Source organism: Borborobacter arsenicus (genome assembly GCF_003934165.1).
In the GTDB taxonomy this organism is placed as follows: domain Bacteria; phylum Pseudomonadota; class Alphaproteobacteria; order Rhizobiales; family Rhizobiaceae; genus Pseudaminobacter; species Pseudaminobacter arsenicus.
The window spans coordinates 139,639-159,176 of sequence record NZ_RKST01000011.1; the positions used below are offsets into that span (position 1 = coordinate 139,639).

General features: G+C 62.8%; 16 protein-coding genes. 3 read left to right on the forward strand and 13 right to left on the reverse strand.

All coding sequences use genetic code 11. From position 1 onward, the window contains the following. Positions 1 to 5 precede the first annotated feature (5 nt). The 11 genes from EET67_RS15415 to EET67_RS15465 form a co-directional block, all read right to left on the reverse strand. Positions 6 to 464 (reverse strand): NfeD family protein, encoded by a 459-nt coding sequence (locus EET67_RS15415; protein ID WP_128627082.1) that lies wholly within the window; start codon positions 462 to 464, stop codon positions 6 to 8. Positions 465 to 473: 9 nt separating this feature from the next. After that, a complete protein-coding gene (locus EET67_RS15420) occupies positions 474 to 1,427 on the reverse strand; it encodes an SPFH domain-containing protein (RefSeq protein ID WP_128627083.1) in 954 nt (317 codons plus the stop codon). Between the two features lie 127 nt (positions 1,428 to 1,554). Beyond that, positions 1,555 to 2,616, reverse strand: a complete 1,062-nt coding sequence (gene hemH, locus EET67_RS15425) for a ferrochelatase (protein ID WP_128627084.1) — start codon at positions 2,614 to 2,616, stop codon at positions 1,555 to 1,557. A 120-nt stretch (positions 2,617 to 2,736) separates the two neighbouring features. Beyond that, the gene (locus tag EET67_RS15430; RefSeq protein WP_128627085.1) at positions 2,737 to 4,581 is read right to left on the reverse strand and encodes a bifunctional metallophosphatase/5'-nucleotidase; all 1,845 of its coding nucleotides are present in this window, start codon (positions 4,579 to 4,581) and stop codon (positions 2,737 to 2,739) included. A 174-nt stretch (positions 4,582 to 4,755) separates the two neighbouring features. After that, the gene (locus EET67_RS15435) at positions 4,756 to 6,009 is read right to left on the reverse strand and encodes a phenylacetate--CoA ligase family protein (RefSeq protein WP_128627086.1); all 1,254 of its coding nucleotides are present in this window, start codon (positions 6,007 to 6,009) and stop codon (positions 4,756 to 4,758) included. Positions 6,010 to 6,110: 101 nt separating this feature from the next. After that, positions 6,111 to 6,503, reverse strand: coding sequence for an outer membrane lipoprotein Omp10 (gene omp10 / locus EET67_RS15440; RefSeq protein WP_128627087.1), 393 nt, complete (start codon positions 6,501 to 6,503; stop codon positions 6,111 to 6,113). Positions 6,504 to 6,598: 95 nt separating this feature from the next. Then, positions 6,599 to 8,044 carry a homospermidine synthase gene (locus EET67_RS15445; protein ID WP_128627088.1) on the reverse strand — a complete coding sequence of 482 codons (1,446 nt, stop codon included), beginning with the start codon at positions 8,042 to 8,044 and terminating at the stop codon, positions 6,599 to 6,601. 154 nt (positions 8,045 to 8,198) lie between these two features. Next, entirely contained in the window at positions 8,199 to 9,125 is a 927-nt protein-coding gene (locus EET67_RS15450) for a heme-dependent oxidative N-demethylase family protein (protein WP_128627179.1), read from the reverse strand. A gap of 76 nt (positions 9,126 to 9,201) precedes the next feature. Further along, complete coding sequence (locus tag EET67_RS15455; RefSeq protein WP_128627089.1) at positions 9,202 to 9,861, reverse strand: aminotransferase class IV family protein; 660 nt, start codon at positions 9,859 to 9,861, stop codon at positions 9,202 to 9,204. After that, a complete protein-coding gene (locus EET67_RS15460; protein WP_128627090.1) occupies positions 9,810 to 10,958 on the reverse strand; it encodes an aminodeoxychorismate synthase component I in 1,149 nt (382 codons plus the stop codon). The genes EET67_RS15455 and EET67_RS15460 overlap by 52 nt, the downstream gene beginning before the upstream one ends. A gap of 24 nt (positions 10,959 to 10,982) precedes the next feature. Continuing rightward, complete coding sequence (locus tag EET67_RS15465; protein ID WP_128627091.1) at positions 10,983 to 12,818, reverse strand: M3 family oligoendopeptidase; 1,836 nt, start codon at positions 12,816 to 12,818, stop codon at positions 10,983 to 10,985. A 146-nt stretch (positions 12,819 to 12,964) separates the two neighbouring features. Here EET67_RS15465 and EET67_RS15470 point away from each other — a divergent pair, with 146 nt between their 5' ends. After that, positions 12,965 to 14,482: a sigma-54-dependent transcriptional regulator gene (locus EET67_RS15470; RefSeq protein ID WP_128627092.1), complete on the forward strand. Its 1,518-nt coding sequence runs from the start codon at positions 12,965 to 12,967 to the stop codon at positions 14,480 to 14,482. 288 nt (positions 14,483 to 14,770) lie between these two features. Beyond that, positions 14,771 to 16,525, forward strand: a complete 1,755-nt coding sequence (locus EET67_RS15475) for a peptidoglycan L,D-endopeptidase MepK (RefSeq protein ID WP_128627093.1) — start codon at positions 14,771 to 14,773, stop codon at positions 16,523 to 16,525. A 339-nt stretch (positions 16,526 to 16,864) separates the two neighbouring features. On the opposite strand, the gene EET67_RS15480 is transcribed toward EET67_RS15475, so the two are convergent. Beyond that, positions 16,865 to 17,506, reverse strand: coding sequence for a 2-dehydro-3-deoxy-phosphogluconate aldolase (locus EET67_RS15480; RefSeq protein WP_128627094.1), 642 nt, complete (start codon positions 17,504 to 17,506; stop codon positions 16,865 to 16,867). Positions 17,507 to 17,614: 108 nt separating this feature from the next. Then, positions 17,615 to 18,379, reverse strand: a complete 765-nt coding sequence (locus EET67_RS15485; protein WP_128627095.1) for an N-acetylmuramidase family protein — start codon at positions 18,377 to 18,379, stop codon at positions 17,615 to 17,617. A gap of 173 nt (positions 18,380 to 18,552) precedes the next feature. On the opposite strand from EET67_RS15485, the gene trhO reads away from it, so the two are divergent. Further along, positions 18,553 to 19,476: an oxygen-dependent tRNA uridine(34) hydroxylase TrhO gene (gene trhO, locus EET67_RS15490; RefSeq protein WP_128627096.1), complete on the forward strand. Its 924-nt coding sequence runs from the start codon at positions 18,553 to 18,555 to the stop codon at positions 19,474 to 19,476. Positions 19,477 to 19,538 lie beyond the last annotated feature (62 nt).

Sequence of the window (19,538 nt, forward strand, 5' to 3'; positions counted from 1 at the left end):
GAACCTCATACCGGCTCCACCACCAGTTCCGAGCCTTGCACAGAGGCGACGCGCACCCGCGTGCCGGTCGGCAGGTCAGGTCCGGAGACAAGCCAAAGCGTGTCGCCAAGCTGGATCCGGCCGCGCCCTTCGCGGATCGGCTCGGTCAGAGTTGCCGTGCGGCCGATCAGCTGCTCGCTGCGGCGGTTGAGCAGCGGCTGGTCGCTCTGGCCGTTCCTGCCGCCCATCAGCCGGTTGCCGAGATAGGCCGACACCAACGACAGGAGCAGGAATACCAGAACCTGCACCTGCCACACCCACGCGCTGGCGTCCCAGAGCATGAGCGATATGGCGCTGGTGATGAGGGCGGCGATGCCGATCCATAGCAGGAAGACGCCGGGAACCAATATTTCCAGCGCCAGCAGCGCAAAGCCCAGCACCATCCAGTTCCATGGGCCGAGTTCGAGGAAGATGCGCTCCAGCATCGCCTTGCCCTAGTTCTGGTCTGGCGTGCGGATGCTCGGCGGGCGCGAACCCTGCCTTGGCGAGCCGGCCTGACCATCGCCTTTGAATACCTCCTGGGCGATGGCGCCGATGCCACCGAGCGAGCCGATCAGCGAGGAGGCCTCCAGCGGCATCAGCACTACCTTGTTGTTGCTGGACGAGCCGATCTTGGCAAGCGCGTCGGTATATTTCTGGGCTACGAAATAGTTGATCGCCTGCACGTCGCCCTTGGCGATTGCCTCAGACACCACCTGCGTTGCCCGCGCCTCGGCTTCGGCGGCGCGCTCGCGCGCCTCGGCATCGCGGAAGGCAGCCTCGCGCCGGCCCTCTGCTTCCAGCACCTGCGCCTGCTTGAGGCCTTCGGCCTCAAGGATCTGGGCGCGCTTGTTGCGCTCGGCCATCATCTGGCGCGCCATCGATTCCACCAGATTGGCCGGCGGGTTGATGTCCTTGATCTCCACCCGCGTCATCTTGATGCCCCATGGATGGGCGGCTTCGTCGACGATGCGCAGCAGGCGTTCATTGATTGCGTCACGGTTCGAAAGCAGTTCGTCCAGGTCCATCGAGCCCATGACGGAGCGGATATTGGTCATGGTCAGGTTGAGGATGGCGTTCTGCAGGTCTGAGACCTGATAGGCGGCCTGCGGCGCGTTAAGCACCTGGAAGAAGGCGACGCCATCGACGGCGACGATGGCGTTGTCGCGGGTGATGACCTCCTGCGTGGGCACCGGGAGCACCTGTTCCATCATGTTCATCTTGGCGCCGATGCGGTCGATGAAGGGGATGATCAGATTGAGGCCGGGCGTCAGCGTCTTGGTGTAGCGGCCGAAGCGCTCGACCGTGTAATTGTAGCCCTGCGCCACCGTCTTGATGCCGGTAAACAGCACCAGAAGCACGAGGATGGCGAGTATCGGGATGATGAAATCGAGACCGGTAAACGGCATGCAGGGCTCCTCAAATCGCTAGTGGAACCGTTCTCATATGGTCCCATCATCCTGATTCTTAGGAGGGTTTCGGCGCGGTTACAATCACGCCGCGAGAAATGGCCGTGCGTTCCCGCTGTCGAGGGCGTCAGATCCAGCCGGACAATTCGCGCCGCACCAGCGTCTCGATCACCGTCATGCCTTCCTTGCTGTCGTTCAGACAGGGGATATGAGAAAAATTCTTGCCGCCGGCTTCCTTGTAGATGCCCGCGACTTCCTGCGCGATCTCCTCCAGCGTCTCGATGCAATCGGCGGCAAAGCCCGGATTGACGATGGCGATCGACTTCACGCCCTCCTGCGCCAATCGTTCCACGGTCTTGTCGGTATAGGGCTTGACCCATTCCGCGCGCCCGAACAGCGACTGGAAAGTGGTGATCAGCCGGCCCTCGTCCCAGCCCAGCCTCTGGCGCAGCAGCCGCGTCGTCTCGTGGCAATGGTTGGCATAGGGGTCGCCCTTTTCGGCATAGGATTTGGGAATGCCGTGATAGGAGGCGAGCACGACTTCCGGCTTGAAGTCGAGCGTCGCAAGGTGGCTTTCGATCGAGTGGGCGAGCGCATCGATATAGACCGGGTCGTTGTAATAGGCAGGCACGCTGCGCAGCGCCGGCATGTAGCGCATCTTCATCAGCGCCTCGAACAGCTTGTCGTTCACCGTTGCCGTCGTCGTCGCCGAATATTGCGGATAGAGTGGCAAAACCACCAGCCGCGTGCAGCCCTGCGCAGTCAGCTTGCGCGCCACGCTTTCCATCGAGGGGTTGCCGTAGCGCATGGCGAAATCCACCACGACATTCGGCAGGTCGGAAAGCGCCTGGGCAAGCTTGTCGCCCTGCGCGCGCGTCAGCGTCAAAAGCGGCGATTCATCGAGTTCGTAATTCCAGATCTTCCGGTAGTTGGCGCCGGATTTCGAAGGCCTGGTGTTCAGCACGATACCGTAGAGGATCGGATACCACTTAAGGCGCGGTTCTTCGATGACGCGGCGGTCCGACAGGAATTCGCGCAGATAGCGCCACATGGAGGCGAAATCGAAGCCGTCCGGTGTGCCGAGATTGACCAGCATGACACCGATCTTCTCCGCCTGCGGACTTGTACTGCCAACGGGCAACGAGCCGGCGGCCCTAGCCCCGGCCTTGATGTTCTCAACTGTGTTCATTCAGCGTTACTCCCGCACACGCTCGGAACGTAGCGGTGCGCGGAAGAAATTCAATGCAGCGTCTGGCCGCAGGCAGGCCATGTCGGGTTGGCCTGCCTGCCTGCGGTAGTTCATACGCCCTCAGTTCGCGGCCGGAATGGTCAGCGTCGCCCCCACCGGCAGGCGCTTGGGCGCATAGGCGGAATTGGCGTCGGCAATCTTCTTCCACTGCCCGCCGTCACCATAGACCGCCTTGGCGATGTCCCAATAGGTGTCGCCGGCGGCAATGACATGGCTGTTGGCCGCCGCCGGCTGGGCAGTCGTATCTGCTGGGGCAGCGGCCGGTTGGGCCGCCGCTTCGGCCGGCGTGGCTGCCGCGGCGAGTTCGGTGATGCGACCGTCGAGCTTGGGCGTATAGGGGCGGTTCTTGGCCAGATAGTCGGCCACGACCTGTTCCAGGCTCGGGCCGAAATCATAGGTTTTCTCGGCCTTGGTGGCGAAAATCTCGTAGCCGTCACCGCCACCGCGCACGAAATTGTTGGTCACCACGCCATAGGTCTTGGCGGGATCGAGCGGCTTCCACTGGCCATCTTCCATCACCTCGATCGATTTCAGGCGGCCCTCGTTGGGTGCAACCGATTTGTCGAAGGAATATTTCAGCCCGGCCACCTGCGGGAACTTGCCCTTGCCTTCCTCGATCTCGCTCAGGCCGGCCTCGATCGAATCGGCGATGTCCTTGCCGGAAAGCTGGAATGTCGCCACCGTGTTCTGGAACGGCAGCACCGTCAGCACCTCGCCCATGGTCACGGTGCCGGCGTCGATGGAAGCGCGGATGCCGCCGCCATTCTGGAGCGCGATCTGGATGCCCTGGTCCTTGGTGCGCTCGAGGATGGCGTCGGAGATGAGATTGCCCATCTCGCATTCCCGTGCGCGGCAGCTTTCGCGGCTGCCGTCGATCGCTGCGGTCGTCTCCGAAACCTCCTTGTTCTTCAACTCCTCGATCGGCGCGCCCAGCTCCTTGATGCGGTCGAGCACCGCCTGGTCGGGCGCGATCGACTTGTCTAGATAAAGCGGATCGCCGCTTGCCTCCTTGACCACGCCATTGTCGTCGAACACGACCTTGAACTCGCCGAGATATTTCGAATAAGACGCTGCCTGGGTAACGGGCACCTTGTAGCCATCCGGGTTGTCCACCATCGTCGGGTAGGGGCCCTCGGCCTTGGCGTCGGTATTCGACAGCAACGAATGCGAATGGCCGCCCACCACGACATCGACACCGGGAATCTTGGCGATCATCTCCTTGTCGCGCGGATAGCCGACATGGGTAAGCGCGATGATCTTGTTGACGCCCTCGGCCTTCAGTTTCTCGACCTCGGCGGTGATGGTCTTGATGTCGTCTTCAATGGTGATGTTGGGGCCGGGCGAGGCCACCTCGGGCGTATCGGTGGTCACCGCGCCGATAATGCCGATCTTTTGCCCGCCGACCTCAAGCACTATCGACGGTTTGATGCGGTCGCCGACCTTGGATTGCGCATTGGCCTGCACATTGGCGCTGAGCACCGGGAACTTGATGACATCCAGGAAAGGCGCCAGTGCGTCCTCGCCGTCGTCGAATTCATGGTTACCGACGGTCATGGCGTCGAATTTCATCAGGTTCAGGAACTCGGCCTCGGCAGCGCCCTTATAGGTCGCGTAGAACAGCGAGCCCTGGAAATTGTCGCCGCCGTTGAGCAGAAGCACGTTCTGCCCGTCCAGTGCCATGCGGCGCTCCGCAATGGCGGTGACCAGCCGTGCGGCGCCGCCGATGCACTCGCCCTTGGTCTCCTCCTCGGCCGAACAGGTGGATTCATATTTGTTGTTGGATTCGATACGGCTATGCCAGTCGTTGATATGCAGGATGTTGAGCGTGTAGTCGGCAAATGAAGCGCCTGCGGACAGGCTGAGCGCGGACGCCGACAAAGCGGCGATGGCGGCAAGTTTCTTCATGCGATCTCTCCCCGAAATGATCCGTTGGCAGCTATAGCGTCCGTTCTTGACCGTTTTCCTACATGGCGGGGGGCATGTTCACACCGGGGTTTGCCCGATGCAAGCAGAATTGCGCTGCGCCCGAGCGTAACACTTGGCCGGCTATTGGAACCGCTTCCGGCGTCCTTAAAGATGCTATCTGTTGTAGTCGCGCTCGTCGGCGATGATCTTGCCGTCATTGGGCAGCGAACCCGGTGTGGCGATGGTTACGGCGCCGCCGAGCTTGGTGACGTCGCGCAGCGAGGCTTCCAGCGCCTTGCCGTCCGGCGTCTGTCCGGAGGCGGGCTCGACATGAAGGGCCATGCTGTCGCGTTCGCCCTCACGGGTCACCACCAGCCTTGCCCTGGCGACCTCAGGGTGGCGCTTGAGCACTTCGGCGATCTGTTGCGGATCAACGAACATGCCCTTGACCTTGGTGCGCTGGTCGGCGCGGCCCATCCAGCCCTTGATCCGCTTGCCGGTGCGGCCGCAAGGCGACATGCCGGGAAGCACCGCCGAAAGGTCGCCGGTGCCAAGCCGCACGAAAGGGTAGGCCTGGTTGAAGGTGGTCACCACCACTTCGCCCACCTCGCCATCCGGCACCGGATCGTTGGTTCCAGGCCGCACGATCTCGACGATGATATGCTCGTTGAGGATCATGCCGGGATTGGGCGTGCCGTCGGGTCCGGCACTCTCATAGGCGATGACACCGCATTCGGCCGTTGCATAGCATTGCATCACATTGACGCCGCGCTCGCGATATTCAGCCCGCAGCGACGGAAACAGCGCGCCGGCCGAGACGAGGCCGAGTCTCAGCGAGGACAGGTCCTTGCCCTGCTCGGCGGCGTGGTCGAGCAGCACTTTGAGGAAATCCGGTGTGCCGCAATAGGCCCTTGGGCGCAATTGCGCGGCTGCCTCGATCTGCATGTCGGTGTTACCGGTGCCGGCAGGAAACACGGTACAGCCGAGCGCCCGCGCCCCGGCGTCGAGCATGAAGCCGCCGGGTGTCATATGGTAGGCGAAGGCGTTATGGACGATATCGCCCGGCCGGATGCCGGCGGCAAAGAAAGCGCGCGCGGCGGCACCGGGATCGATCCCCGCACCTTCCGGCTCCCATAGCGGGCCGGGCGAGAGGAACACATGCTTGCCGGCCAGCGCCCTCGGATCGGCAAAGCCGCCGAAGGGAGGGTTTTCGGTCTGGAGCCGCATCAGTTCGGCCTTGCGCAGCACAGGAAGCTTCGCCAGCGCCGCCCGGTCGATAACGCTGTGCTGATCGATGCCGTCAAGCCAGCTTGCCAGGCCCGGAATTGCCTCAGTCGCGGATTTTAGAAAGCCGGGAAGCGCCGAAAAAAGCGCTTGCTCACGTGCCGCGGGGTCGCGGGTTTCCAACTCGTCGAAATGCGCGACCATAAATCCTCCCTGATCATGCCGGCATGATCAGGCCGGTTTATCGCAGCAGTCAGTGTCGGCGCAAGCGGCACCGTTGCGATGCGGTGTGGCTTCGGCGCGGATCAGCCGACAGGCGGGCGTCGCGTCAGCACGAATTGCTGGCCGTTGGCGCTGGTGCAGTTGAGCTGCGTGCTGGTCGCCAGCAGGCAATTGACGTTGGTGGTGGTCTGGCGGATGAGCGAATGCATGGTGATTTCCACCGTGCGGGCATCGGCCATCCGATAGCTGCCATCGGCAAGCTTGTTGCCGGTATCGAGCGCATTGGTCTGGAAGACGCCGCCCGAGAAGCTCGAAACCGCCACGCCGTCGGTGCTCAGCCAGTCGCCTTCCACGCCCCTTGGCGCTGCCGCGATCGGGCCGCCCATGCCGCCCGGCCCGCTGCTGACGCAGCCCGCCAGCAAAGTCGCCAAGGAAGCGAGCGCTCCTGCAAAAGCCAGTGTCCGCGCAATGGTCATGTCAAAATCCTCTCCTCAGTCCGCCCCGCCAGCAATCGCGCTATTTTCACACGATTGCAAGGCATTGGCCGTGGGTTGCGATGTGCCGCTGCGGCTTACCGAACCAGAATGTTACGAAACTGCCACGGGTCGCTTGCGTCGATGTCTTCGGCAAAAAGACCCGGCCGTCCCTCAAGCGGCGTCCAGTCGGTATAGTAGCCCTTGACCGGCCCGAGATAGGGCAGTTGCACCTCCAGGCAGCGCCTGAAATCCATCTCGTCGGCTTCGACGATGCCGCTTTGTGGATTTTCCAGCGCCCACACCATGCCTGCCAGCACCGCCGACGACACCTGCAGGCCGGTGGCATTCTGGTAGGGCGCCAGTTCGCGCGCCTCCTGCAGCGAAAGCTGGGAACCGAACCAATAGGCGTTCTTGTCGTGGCCATAGAGCAGGACGCCCAGCTCGTCGGCGCCGTCCAGCAGCTCGTTTTCGTCCAATATGTGCTGCACCGGTTGCGCCCGGCCGGCGGCGCCGAACATCTCATACATTGAGAGCACGGCGTCGTTGCAGGGATGATAGGCATAGTGGCAGGTCGGGCGATAGGCGACCTCGCCCTTATCGTCACGCAGGGTGAAGAAATCGGCGATAGAGATCGCCTCATTGTGGGTGACCAGCAGGCCATATTGCGCACCCGGCGTCGGACACCAACTGCGCACGCGGGTATTGGCGCCGGGCTGCTCGAGATAGATTGCCGCCTTGCAGCCGGATTTCTGGTCCTTGGCGTTTTCCGGCCGCCATTTCTCATGCGAGCCCCAGCCAAGTTCGGCCGGCTGCAGCCCTTCGGCGATGAAGCCCTCCACCGACCATGTGTTCCAGAACGCATTCAGCGGCTTCGGCTCCTTGGTGCGTTGCGTGTCGCGCTCCGCGATATGGATGCCCTTGACGCCGAGGTCCTGCATCAGCCGTGCCCAGCCCTCGCGGTCGCTGGTGGCCGGCACGGAAATGTCGCGGCCGAGGTCTCCGGCAAGGTTCACCAGCGCCTGCTTGACGAACCATGACACCATGCCCGGATTGGCGCCGCAGGTGGAAACGGCGGTGGTGCCTCCGGGGCTTCTGGCAATTTCGGCCCGCAGCGTTTCGCGCAGCGCATAGTTGGTGCGCGCGGCATTGTCGGCGCTTTCATCGAAATAGAAGCCGAGCCAGGGCTCGATCACCGTATCGATATAAAGCACGCCGAGTTCGCGGCAGAGTTTCATCAGGTCGAGCGAGGACGTGTCGACCGAGAGGTTGATGCAAAAGCCGCGTCCTTCGCCCTTGGTGAGCAGCGGAGTGAGAAATTCCCGGTAGTTCTGCCTTGTCACCGCCTCTTTAAGAAAGTCGATGCCGCGCTCATCGGCCAGCCTGCGATCGGCATCGCGCGGGTCGATGATCGTCATGCGGGATTTGTCGAACTTGAAATGGCGTTCGAGGAGAGGAAGTGTTCCCCGTCCGATCGAGCCGAAGCCGATCATCACCACCGGGCCGGTTATCTCACCATAGAGGGGCCATTCTTGTGTCGCCATCTTGGGGCACGCTCCATTGTTTCGCGCGGTATCGGAATTCGTAAAAAAGGCGAAACGCCAACCACAATTCGATGTCACAATAAAGCGGAATTCGACAAACGGTTGCAGTTATCGGCGCAGGACCGCGAAAAGCGGGACCGATTTCCCCGAAAAATCATGCCTCATCCTGCATCTTGCGCAGGATCGCCGCCAGCCGGTCGCGATCGGCCGCGAGCCCCTTGTAGTCGAGCTGGGCCTGGTCGAGCGCATCCAGTTGGTCGGCAAATGAAGATGCCAGGCGCGTGGCTTCGGAGTGCCGGGCCAGTGTCGAGAGCGGGTCGAGATAGATGCGGATGGTGAAAACGATGTCGCCCGATCGCGGCAGTTTGCGCAGCGTCTGGCGCTCGACGCGGATGAAAGCCTGTGCGGCGATATCGTCCTCTGCCGAGAATTTCGACGGGCGCATGGTGGCGCGGTCGATGCGCTGCTGTTGCGAGAACGGCATGTAAAGTTCGCGGCCGGCCTGCAGCGACCAGTTGAAGCGCTGGACTGGCTGTTCGACCAGAAGGTTGTCGAAGACACGGTCGATGATCGAAGCTGTGCGCGTGCCGGGGCCGAAGGCCGGCACCGGGATGTGGATGTCCTGCATCGTGCGGCCGAATTTCTCCTCCAGCGACCAGGAAGAGGGAAAGCACAGCGCGCCGGCATCGAGCCGCCAGCCATCCTCGTGGCGGCGCATCAGGATCAGGTCCTCGGGCACCAGCAGCGAGGCAACTCGCAGCGGTGCCGCTGTGTCGTCGACTTCGACGGAGCGGGAGCCGCCGGCGATATGGATGCGCGTGCCTTCCTGCCGGTAAGTATCCGGGTGGTGTTCCAGAAGATGGGCGACCAGCAGGTCGAGCAGTTCGCGCTGCGCATCGACCGTTGCCTCCTGCGCCACGAAAACCTTGCCGGGCACCGTCGCATAGAGACGGTCCTTTTCGGAAAGATATGTCGTGAGGTCGTCGTCGAGTTCGATCCACTCGCGCGGATCAAGCGGCTTCAGCGCGATCGTAAAAGGCTTGGTGGAACCGTCATAGGGCGTGTGCTTGAGCGGCTGGATCAATTCTGGCTCTCAAACGGACATCTCGGATGTTCTGAAATACCGGGTGCCTGCCAGCCGCGCAATGCAGTGTCTCTTAGGCCAGCCGCGCCGCAATCAGTCCCCGCAGCGAATTGCCAACGAAAAGGGTTCCCGGCTCGCGCAAATCCTCGAGAGTCAGCATAGCCTCGATTGCCTTGCCGGTTTCCAGCATTTCGGCGCGCAGGACGCCGGCCAGCAATCCGCAATCCAGCGCTGGAGTGCGCAGCGGCCCGATGCCGTTGTCGATGAAAATCGTGGTGATGGTGCCTTCGCAGACCATGCCGCATTGGTTGAGCAGGATCACCTCGTCGGCCTGCGTGGTGGAGAACTCGGCGCGGGCTGCCTCATAGGCCTGCCGCAGCGTGGTCTTGTGGCGCAGCAGCTTGTTGGTGGCGTCGAGCCGAGTGCGGGCGATGCCGAGCCGCCACACCGTGTCGTGCGGTAGTGGCGTGAAGGGATGGGCAGTCACGTCGGCCTTGCCGTTTGGCTCCAGTGTCAGGCGAATGCGCAGCGGGGCGTCGCTTGCCTCGACCGTTGCGAGCTGGCGGTCGATTTCGGCTGGGGAATGTTCAAAGCCGAGGTCGCGGGCCGAAGCGGCAAGGCGGGCGAGATGCCTGTCCAGCCGCACGAAGCCTGTTTGCGGCTCCCAGCGCAGGGTTTCAATCAGTTCGAAGCCGGCAGCGTTCCCGTCGCGAAGCGGGCCTTGAGCAAACATTCGGCATATTCCTCTTCAGCCGTTGAATCGAAGACCACGCCGCCGCCGACATTATATATCGCCTCGCCGCCGGGATGCAGCGAGATGGTGCGAATGGCGACCGAAAAACGCATCGGGCCGCCGGGCGAAATCCAGCCAATGGCGCCGCAATAGACGTCGCGCGGCGTGCCTTCCAGTTCATGCAGGATTTCCATCGCCCGGATCTTCGGCGCGCCGGTGATCGAGCCGCAGGGGAAAAGCGCTGCGAAGATTCGGGCGATCGGCAGATCCGGCAGCAATTTCGCGCGGACCCGGCTCACCATCTGATGCACAGTCGGATAGCTCTCGATGCGGAACAGTTCGGGCACGTCGAGCGTGCCGACTTCGCTGATCAGCGAGATGTCGTTGCGCAAGAGATCGACGATCATCCGGTTTTCGGCCTGGTTCTTCGGGTCATTGCGCAGGAAATCATGCTGCGCCCGGTCTTCCTCTTTCGTCTTGCCGCGTGGCGCGGTGCCCTTCATCGGGTGGGTTTCGATCCAGCCCTCTTCATCCACCTGGAAGAACAATTCGGGCGAGCGCGACAGCACGACCGGGCCGGCGAGCGATACCAGCGCGCCATATTTCACCGGCTGGCGTTCGGTCAGCGCATTGAAGGCGGCGAGCGGGTCGCCCGACCATTGCGCATTGACCGGAAAGGTCAAATTGCCCTGATAGCAGTCACCTTCGCGCAAATGCCGATGCAGGCGTGAAAATCGTTTCTGGTAGTCTTCGAAGGTCCAGCTTGCCCGTGCATCGAAGATCGGACCGTTGGTCGCGCTCGGACGTGAACCGGGCAGGTCGCTTTCTGACGGACCGTCGAACACGCCAAGGCATATGAGGGGCGCGCGCCGCCCCTCGGGCAGGATCGGCCTAAGTTTTGGCTCGAGGAGATAACCGGCTTCATAGGAAAAATAGCCGGCCAGCCATTTGCCTGATTCATGGGCGGCCTGCGTCGCTTCCAGTGCGGGAAAGAAGTCTTCGGCGTTGTCGGCCGTAATGATTTCGCGCGGCCGGTCGAACAGAAGTTCATGGCCGGCGAGGTCGTCGCGGAACAGGGCGAAGTGTGGGTTCGGCATTCTGGATGCGGTGTCCGGTCCGTATCAGTCCAGTGCTTCCAGCTCGTCAATCAGCTCGCCGATCACGGCAAGCCCGATCTGCCAGAAGGCGGGATCGGAAGCGTCGAGCCCGAAGGGTCTCAGAATCTCGGAGTGATGCTTGGTGCCGCCGGCGCGCAGCATGTCGAAATATTTGGCCTGAAAACCGCGCTCGGCGTTCTGGTAGACCGCATAGAGCGAATTCACCAGGCAGTCGCCGAAGGCATAGGCATAGACATAGAAGGGCGAATGGATGAAGTGCGGAATATAGGTCCAGAAGGTCTCATAGCCCTCGCGCAGCTTGATGGCCGGCCCCAGGCTTTCGGCCTGCACCTCAAGCCAGAACTGGCCGATCCGGTCGGAGGTCAGTTCGCCGTTACGCCGCTCAGTGTGGATCTTGCGCTCGAATTCGTAGAAGGCGATCTGGCGAACCACCGTGTTGATCATGTCCTCGACCTTCTGGGCCAGCATCGCCTTGCGCTCGCGCCGGTCGGTGGTGTTGTCGAGCAGCAGGCGGAAGGTCAGCATCTCGCCAAAAACCGAGGCGGTTTCGGCAAGCGTCAGCGGGGTCGATGCCATCAGCGCCCCTTGCTCGCCGGCCAGAACCTGATGCACGCCGTGGCCAAGCTCATGGGCAAGCGTCATCACGTCGCGCGGCTTGCCGAGATAATTGAGCAGCACGTAAGGGTGGGCGGACGGCACCGTAGGATGCGCAAAGGCGCCTGGCGCCTTGCCGGCGCGCACCGGCGCGTCGATCCAGCGGCGATCGAAGAAGGTACGCGCTATGTCGGCCATTTCCGGCGAGAAGCGCTGATAAGCCGAAAGCACCGTGTTCCTGGCCTCGTCCCAGCCGATGGTCGCCTGCGGCGTCTCGGGCAGGGGGGCGTTACGATCCCAGTGGTTCATCTCCTCCATGCCGAGCCATTTCGCCTTCATCGCGTAATAGCGATGCGACAGGCGTGGATAGGCCTCGCGCACCGCGGCGGCGAGCGCATCGACGACCTCGCGCTCGACCCGGTTGGCGAGGTGGCGTGAATCGGCGATGTCCTGGAAACCGCGCCAGCGGTCGGAGATTTCCTTGTCCTTGGCAAGCGTATTGGTGATCAGTGTGAAAGTGCGCAGGTTCTGCTTGAAAGTGGTGGCCAGCGCTTCGGAAGCCTTGCGCCGCACCATGCCGTCGGCATCCTGAAGCCGGTTGAGCGTTGGCTCCAGCGCCAGTTCCTCGCCGTCGATCTCGAAGCGAAGATCGGTCATCGTCTCGTCGAAGAGCCTGTTCCATGCGCCGCGGCCGGTGATCGACTTCTCATGGAAAAGCTGCTCGATGCGGTCTTCGAGCTGGTAGGGCCGGTCCTTGCGCAGATCGAGCACCCAGGGCCTGTAATGGCCGAAGGCCGGGTCGGCATCGAGGGCGGCCAGAATGTCGGCATCCTCGATCAGATTGAGTTCCAGAGAAAAGAACAGCAGATGCGAACTCGCATCCGTCATCTTCTCCTGGATATCGCCATAAAGCTTGGCGCGCTGCGGATCGGCGGTGTTGCCCGCATAGATCAGCCCGGCATAAGACGCGATGCGGCCGATCAGTTCCTCGATCGCCTCATAGGCGCGCAAGGCTTCACCAAGGCAACCGCCGGTTCCCTTCTTCGCTTCGGCAGCCAGCGTGCCCTTCCAGCGCTGCTCGAAGGCAATAGCGTCGCTGGCGGCCTTTTTAAGATCGCGCGTCAGTTCGGGCGCATCCATGGCGGGATAAAGATCGGTGAGGTCCCATTCCGGCAGATCGCCGAGGCCTGAAGCGGCCTGACCGGAAGACAGAGGGGCAGCATTCTGTCCCGAAACTAAGCGCATTACATTACCTTCCGATCACAGTAGAGAAAAACCGGAGCAATCTTAAAGACTTCGTTCACCGGCTTTTTTGAAGGCTTATTTAGAACCCTGTGCCATGATGATCCAGACGGCAACAACGCTCTAAAGGCGATTTTCAGAATTTATTCATGTCAGCGCCCATCCTGATAGTCGATGACGATCCCGTGCAGCGGCGGCTGCTTGAGGCGGCGGTCAACAAATTCGGCCATGACGCGATCCTCGCCCATGACGGCGAGGCGGCGCTGAAGACGCTCGAACATTCGGGCGCCGGCAATGTCTCCGTGGTCATCCTCGACCTGGTCATGCCCGGCATGGACGGCATCGGTGTGCTGGAGGCGATGCGCGAGCGCCAGATCGCCACACCGGTGATCGTGCAGACGGCGAAGGGTGGCATCGAGACCGTTGTGTCGGCGATGCGCAACGGTGCCTTCGATTTCGTGGTCAAGCCGGCGTCGCCCGACAGGCTGAAAGCCGCGATCTCCAATGCGCTCAAGGTCGAGGCGCTTGGCGGGTCGGCCAAACGCGGACCACGCCAGGGCGGCCATCTCACCTTCAAGGACCTTGTGACCAACAGTCCGGCCATGGAGCGGGTGATCCGGCTCGGGCAGAAGGCGGCAGCATCCAGCATCCCGATCCTCATCGAAGGTGAGTCAGGCGTCGGCAAGGAACTGGTGGCCCGCGCCATCCAGGGCTCGGGCGCGCGGCGCTCGCGGCCGTTCATCACCGTCAATTGCGGCGCCATCCCCGACAATCTGGTCGAAAGCATCCTGTTCGGCCATGAGAAGGGCTCGTTCACCGGCGCAACCGAAAAGCACACCGGAAAATTCGTCGAGGCCCATACCGGCACTCTGTTCCTGGACGAGATCGGCGACCTGCCGCTCGATGTCCAGGTCAAGCTGCTGCGCGCGGTGCAGGAGGGCGAGGTCGATCCTGTCGGCGGACGCTCCACCGTCAAGGTCGATATCAGGCTGATTTCGGCCACCCATCGCAATCTGCTGCAGCAGGTGAAGGACGGGAAGTTCCGCGAGGATCTGTTCTACCGGCTCAATGTCTATCCGATTTTCGTGCCGCCCTTGCGCGAGCGCAGCGACGACATCCCCTATCTGGTGCGCCATTTCATGAAGCGCGTGCCGCCGTCCGAAACGCGCGGCCGGATCGTAGATATTTCCTCCAGCACGCTTAAAATGCTGCAGGCCTATGACTGGCCGGGCAATATCAGGCAGCTTGAAAACGCGGTCTTCCGCGCCTGCGTGCTGTGCGAGGACGATGTCCTGACCGAGGAGGAATTCCCGCAGATCCGCACCCAGGTCGAGGGCGTGGTCCGCCTCGACGACGTTGCCGTCGAAGCTGCGCCAGCCATTGCCGACGAACCCGTCCGGGTGCAGCCCGCACGGGACTATCGCGAAACCGTTCCGGCGGTTCCTGCCCGGCAGCAGCATTTCGGCCTGGTGGCGGCACTCGATGAGCGTGGCAATGTGCGCACGCTGGCCGATGTGGAACTGGAGATGATCCGGCTTGCCATCGACCATTATGGCGGCCAGATGAGCGAGGTCGCACGCCGCCTCGGCATCGGGCGCTCCACGCTTTACCGCAAGCTGAAGGAATATGGCATCGACCCCGATGCCGGCCGCGAGCGGCTGCAATAGGCGTTTATCCAAACGAATCTTAACTAGCGTGGCGCAAGCCCGCTGATGTAAACGCCCGGTTTACCACGCTGGGCGGTGCTGTTTTTTTGCCGGGACAATGCCACGGTGTCACCGCATTTCGACTTCAATAAGCAGTGATTAACCATTAGGATCGATAGTCGGACGTGAATCTTTCGACGTCCGGGAGTCAAATCCGGGGACAAATGGCACTCTGTAAGGCCTTTTGATTTGATTAGCATCGCACGCTTAAAAAACCGGCGAAACCTTGCAACGTCCGGCTGGCAGAGAATGCTGGTCGCAGTGCTGATCGCCATGGGTTTTCTCGCCGCCGCATCGTCCGTGGCAAGCGCCGAGACAAGGACGCTGAAGCTCTACTTCATCCATACCAAGGAGAAGGCGGCGATCACGTTCAAGCGCAACGGCCGCTACGACCAGGCCGGGCTGAAGCAGATCAACCGGTTCCTGCGCGACTGGCGCCGCAACGAGCCGACCAATATGGACCCGCGTCTGCTCGACCTGATCTGGGAAGCCTACCAGGCCTCCGGCTCGCGCGACTATATCCATGTCGTGTCCGCCTATCGTTCGCCGGCGACCAACTCGATGTTGCGCAGCCGCTCCAAGGGCGTGGCCAACAAGAGCCAGCATATGCTGGGCAAGGCGATGGATTTCTACCTGCCCGACGTCAAGCTCAAGAAGCTGCGCGAGATCGGCCTGAAGGCGCAGGCCGGCGGCGTCGGCTACTATCCGCGCTCCGGCTCGCCCTTCGTCCATTTCGATGTCGGCAATGTGCGCCACTGGCCGCGCATGAGCCGCAAGGAGCTGGTGGCGGTGTTCCCGGGCGGCAAGACCCTGCATGTGCCGAGCGACGGCAAGCCATTGCCGGGCTTCGAACAGGCGGTCGCCGCCTATCAGGCCCGCAAGGACAGCGGCCATCTGGCCGTCGCCCTTGCCGGTTCCGGCGGCAGCAGCAAGAAATCCGGCGGATTGCTTGCCGCCCTCTTTGGCGGTGGCGGTGGAGCCGACGAGGAGGAAGACAGCAGCCCGGTCCTGGCGTCAGCGCCTGCGCCGAAGACGGCCGTCAAGCAGGCGGCACCGGCAGCCAAACCCGATCCCGGTATCCAGATATTGTCGCCGGAGGAGGCCCAGCGCGCCGACATACCGCAGATCGCCGATGCGCCTGAACAGACGCCGGAAACGATCATAGCGGCACTTCCGGCACGCAGCGTGCCGCTGCCGGCGCTCGCGCCGCGTCCTGAGGCCGATGTCGCGCCCACGGTGGTTGCCACGGCTGCGGAACCGGAGAACGTGCCTTTCGGCATGGCCCAGGCGCCATTGCCTGAAGGCGCGCCGGCCGAAGAAGCAAGCGAGGTCGCGCTCAATATTCCGCTGCCGACGCGCCGGCCGGACTACACGCCGCCGCGTGAGCTGGCTGCACCTGCCGAACAAGATGCGATCCTGCTTGCGCTGGCAGAGCCGCAAGCCGAAAAGCCGACCATGGCCGATGTCGCATCGCTGCCGCTGCCGGAGAACCGGCCCGAGACGCTCGACCGCGACATGGTCGTTGCCGCATTGCCCGACACGCCGTCGGCCCTGCCGGAAACCGCCAAGTCGGAACATCTGACCAAGGCGGCGGTAGAGGCGGAAATGAAGGCCAGCAGCGAACGCGTCGCGGCCCTCGCCAGCAGCACGGCAACGCCGCGCGATGCGGTGGTCCAGCGTGCGCCCGGTTCCGATCCGGTCGCGGCCATGGGCTCGGGCGTCAAGACCACGCGCAAGGCCGCTCGCGCCAGTGCCGACGACTCCAAGCCTGACCGCAAGCCAGTGGTCGTCGCCGCCCAGCCGCAGGCCGCCCGCTGGGTGCTGCACACCGATTACGTGAAGAACGCATCGGCCGGAACCAAGGCGCCTTCATTCGCTTATAATCTGGTGCGCACCGCACCGCGCGAGGTCTACACCGCAGGCTTCCAGGCCGGGAATCAGATGGCGGATGCCAACCGCTTCTCCGGCAAGGCGGTGGAATTCCTGTCGGTGGCCCGCTTCTGATAGCCGGCCCGATCGGGTGGAAATCAGCATCGCATGAAAAAGCGCCGGTTTGCCGGCGCTTTTTTATTGGGGGCACAATGCTGACTGACGGTTTTGATAGCTGGCTGAGGAGGTCGTGCTCACCCGTCATCCCGGCGGATCGAGCCCCCGGGTCTTGCCTTTGGCAAGCCCGCAGACAGGCTCCGCGAGAGAGGGGCCGGGGAGCCATTCCGTAACCTTGCCGATATGAGGAATGGGTCCCGGATACGCTGCTTGCTGCGCTATGCAGCGTTCCGGGATGACGCCCGGTTGGCGTTGGCTGCCATCAGGGCAGTGGTCGAGTCGGCTGTTGCGTCTGCCTCACGCCTTGAGTAGATCGGCTGCCTCGCGTGCCAGCTGCTCGATGGCGGCCCAGTCGCCAGGCCTTACCAGTTCGTCGGGCGCAACCCACGACCCGCCAACACAGACGACATTGGGCAGGGCGAGATAGTCGCGGGCGTTCCTGGTCGTGACGCCGCCGGTCGGGCAGAACCTGATACCGGCAAAGGGCGAGGCCAAGGCCTTCAGGAAAGATGCGCCGCCGGCCTGTTCGGCGGGGAAGAATTTCAGGAAGTCCAGACCGGCCTCGCGCGCCATCATGATTTCGCCCGGCGTGATCGCCCCCGGCAGCAGCGGGGTCTTGCTGTTTGCGGCCGCAGCGATCAATTCGCGCGTCACACCGGGGCTGACGATGAATTTCGAGCCTGCCGCTTCGGCCTCGCTGAACTGCCTGGCATTGAGAATGGTGCCGGCACCGACGATTGCTTCCTCCACCTCGGCGGCGACACGGCGGATCGCCTCCAGCGCGTCGGCCGTACGCAGGGTGATCTCGATGGCGGGCAGGCCGCCGCGCGCCAAGGCGCGGGCAAGCGGCACGGCATCGGCCACGCGGTCGATCTTCAGCACCGGAATGACCGGCTGGCCATCGAGGAGAGACAGGAACTGTTCGGTCTTGCTGGGCATGTGTCTATTTCGGTTCCAGAAAATTCAAACGATTTAATGAGGTGCAAAACACGAGTTAACAGGGGATGAGGGACGAGTCTACGGGCGCCATCATCAATTCTAGCTCTGTCACCGCATGCCGAACAGGGCTTGAACGTAAGAAAGGGCGCGTTGCCATATTGTCTGGTCGCTATTCGAGCCCGGCTGCGGCAGGGGACGAGCCTGGCCTGCCACTGGCTTTGCCAAAGCGGGTCTGTCCGAAGATGTTTCCGGCCTTGTCGGGTTGGCTGTCTGGCTGCCGCCATATCGGGCACGGTATTTCTCATAGGCCGCGGCAATTTTCGTATCATAGCCGCCGCGCTTGTAATCGGGTCCGTTATAGCCGCGCGCGAAGCCTTCCCAATCGCGCCTGTTTATGGCGGCGGTGAGGCCGCTTTTTTCGATATAGCGCATCATCAACCGGATCTGACCGGCAACGCCGCTGCGAGCTTCGGCCACCAGCGCATCGACATCCTGATAGCCGAGCCATCGCCAATGTGCGCCCATGACTTGTGCAATGCCCCAGGAAGCCGATTCATGCGCGGCCTGGTGGTCGATAGCGGCCGCCCGCCCCAGCAGTCGCCAGCGTGCGGCTTGCGTGGCCGGATTGGCAACCGCGCCGGCTGTAGGCGAGGCCAGTCCCTGCACCCGCGCCTGTTGCCGTTTTTGCGCCGAGAGCCGCCGGTCGAAATAGTGGCCCTCGAAGCGGATCAGCGGCTCGCGCCGCCCCGATACCAGTGCGAAAGCCTTTCCGCCGCTTTCGACCTCCGCGATTGCCAGCAGAGCGGCCGGCTCGACCCCCAGCGCCTTGGCCGCCGAGGCGATTTCATCGATGGTTTCGGTCGAAAATGTCATGATTGGCAGGCTCCTTGTTTCGCCGCCATTCTGGTGTTGGTTGCCGGGAGGTGGATAAAGACGCTGCCATTAGGCGGGGGCCGAGCCCGGCATCCTGCGTGTAACCGCCTGAGCTGATTGAGAAATTTCACCACTCTTGAAACCGATCCGCGCAGGCGCTAGGTGCCGCAGCCATGAATCCATCCACCACACAGTCAATCCGTGTTGCCGCGCTCTACCGTTTCTGCCGGTTGGAAGCGCCGGAGGCCTTGCGTGGGCCGCTCGCTGCCTTTTGTGCCGAGCGCGGCATCAAGGGCACGCTGCTTTTGGCGCGCGAAGGCATCAACGGCACGATCGCCGGGACTGATCAGGCGATTGCCGAGCTCGTCGCCTGGCTTGAGGCGCAGCCGGAATTCACTGGGCTCGACGTCAAATATAGCACGGCTGCCGAAATGCCCTTCCACCGTATGAAGGTGCGGCTGAAGCGCGAGATCGTCACCATGGGCGTGGAGGGCATCGATCCGCTGGAAGGGGCGGGGGCCTATGTCCAGCCGGGCGAATGGAATGCGCTCATCAGCGACCCCGGCACGATCGTGATCGACACCCGCAACGACTACGAAGTCTCGATCGGCACTTTTGCCGGTGCCGTCGATCCGCACACAAGCAGTTTCCGCGAGTTTCCCGATTGGGTCGAGCGGCATCGTGACGAGCTTGAGGGGCGCAAGGTCGCCATGTTCTGCACCGGCGGTATCCGCTGCGAGAAGGCGACCGCCTATGTCCGCTCGCTCGGCATCGAGGATGTCTTCCACCTCAAGGGCGGTATCCTGAAATATCTGGAAGAGGTGCCGGCGCAAGAAAGCCTGTGGCAGGGCGAGTGCTTCGTCTTTGACGAGCGCGTGGCCGTCTCGCATGGGCTCGAACAGGGCGAGACCGGCCTGTGCCGGGCCTGCCGCCATCCGCTGACGCCGGAAGAAAGACTGTCGCCGCTTTTCCACGAAGGCGTTTCCTGCCCGCACTGCCATGAGACCCGCAGCGACGAGGATCGCGCCCGCTATGCCGAGCGCCAGCGTCAGGTGGAACTGGCGACACGGCGCGGCACCCGTCACATCGGCAGCTGAGCAGGGTCACAAATCGCTGGCGCGTCATTGTAATGTCGCGATTGGCTGCCTACCTCCACCCA

Excerpts from the sequence above, each read along its gene's own strand:
- EET67_RS15415 (WP_128627082.1), bottom strand. The coding sequence starts at position 464 with ATGCTGGAGCGCATCTTCCTCGAACTCGGCCCATGGAACTGGATGGTG.
- EET67_RS15420 (WP_128627083.1), bottom strand. The coding sequence starts at position 1,427 with ATGCCGTTTACCGGTCTCGATTTCATCATCCCGATACTCGCCATCCTC.
- hemH (WP_128627084.1), bottom strand. The coding sequence starts at position 2,616 with ATGAACACAGTTGAGAACATCAAGGCCGGGGCTAGGGCCGCCGGCTCG.
- EET67_RS15430 (WP_128627085.1), bottom strand. The coding sequence starts at position 4,581 with ATGAAGAAACTTGCCGCCATCGCCGCTTTGTCGGCGTCCGCGCTCAGC.
- EET67_RS15435 (WP_128627086.1), bottom strand. The coding sequence starts at position 6,009 with ATGGTCGCGCATTTCGACGAGTTGGAAACCCGCGACCCCGCGGCACGT.
- omp10 (WP_128627087.1), bottom strand. The coding sequence starts at position 6,503 with ATGACCATTGCGCGGACACTGGCTTTTGCAGGAGCGCTCGCTTCCTTG.
- EET67_RS15445 (WP_128627088.1), bottom strand. The coding sequence starts at position 8,044 with ATGGCGACACAAGAATGGCCCCTCTATGGTGAGATAACCGGCCCGGTG.
- EET67_RS15455 (WP_128627089.1), bottom strand. The coding sequence starts at position 9,861 with ATGTTTGCTCAAGGCCCGCTTCGCGACGGGAACGCTGCCGGCTTCGAA.
- EET67_RS15460 (WP_128627090.1), bottom strand. The coding sequence starts at position 10,958 with ATGCCGAACCCACACTTCGCCCTGTTCCGCGACGACCTCGCCGGCCAT.
- EET67_RS15465 (WP_128627091.1), bottom strand. The coding sequence starts at position 12,818 with ATGCGCTTAGTTTCGGGACAGAATGCTGCCCCTCTGTCTTCCGGTCAG.
- EET67_RS15470 (WP_128627092.1), top strand. The coding sequence starts at position 12,965 with ATGTCAGCGCCCATCCTGATAGTCGATGACGATCCCGTGCAGCGGCGG.
- EET67_RS15475 (WP_128627093.1), top strand. The coding sequence starts at position 14,771 with ATGCTGGTCGCAGTGCTGATCGCCATGGGTTTTCTCGCCGCCGCATCG.
- EET67_RS15480 (WP_128627094.1), bottom strand. The coding sequence starts at position 17,506 with ATGCCCAGCAAGACCGAACAGTTCCTGTCTCTCCTCGATGGCCAGCCG.
- EET67_RS15485 (WP_128627095.1), bottom strand. The coding sequence starts at position 18,379 with ATGACATTTTCGACCGAAACCATCGATGAAATCGCCTCGGCGGCCAAG.
- trhO (WP_128627096.1), top strand. The coding sequence starts at position 18,553 with ATGAATCCATCCACCACACAGTCAATCCGTGTTGCCGCGCTCTACCGT.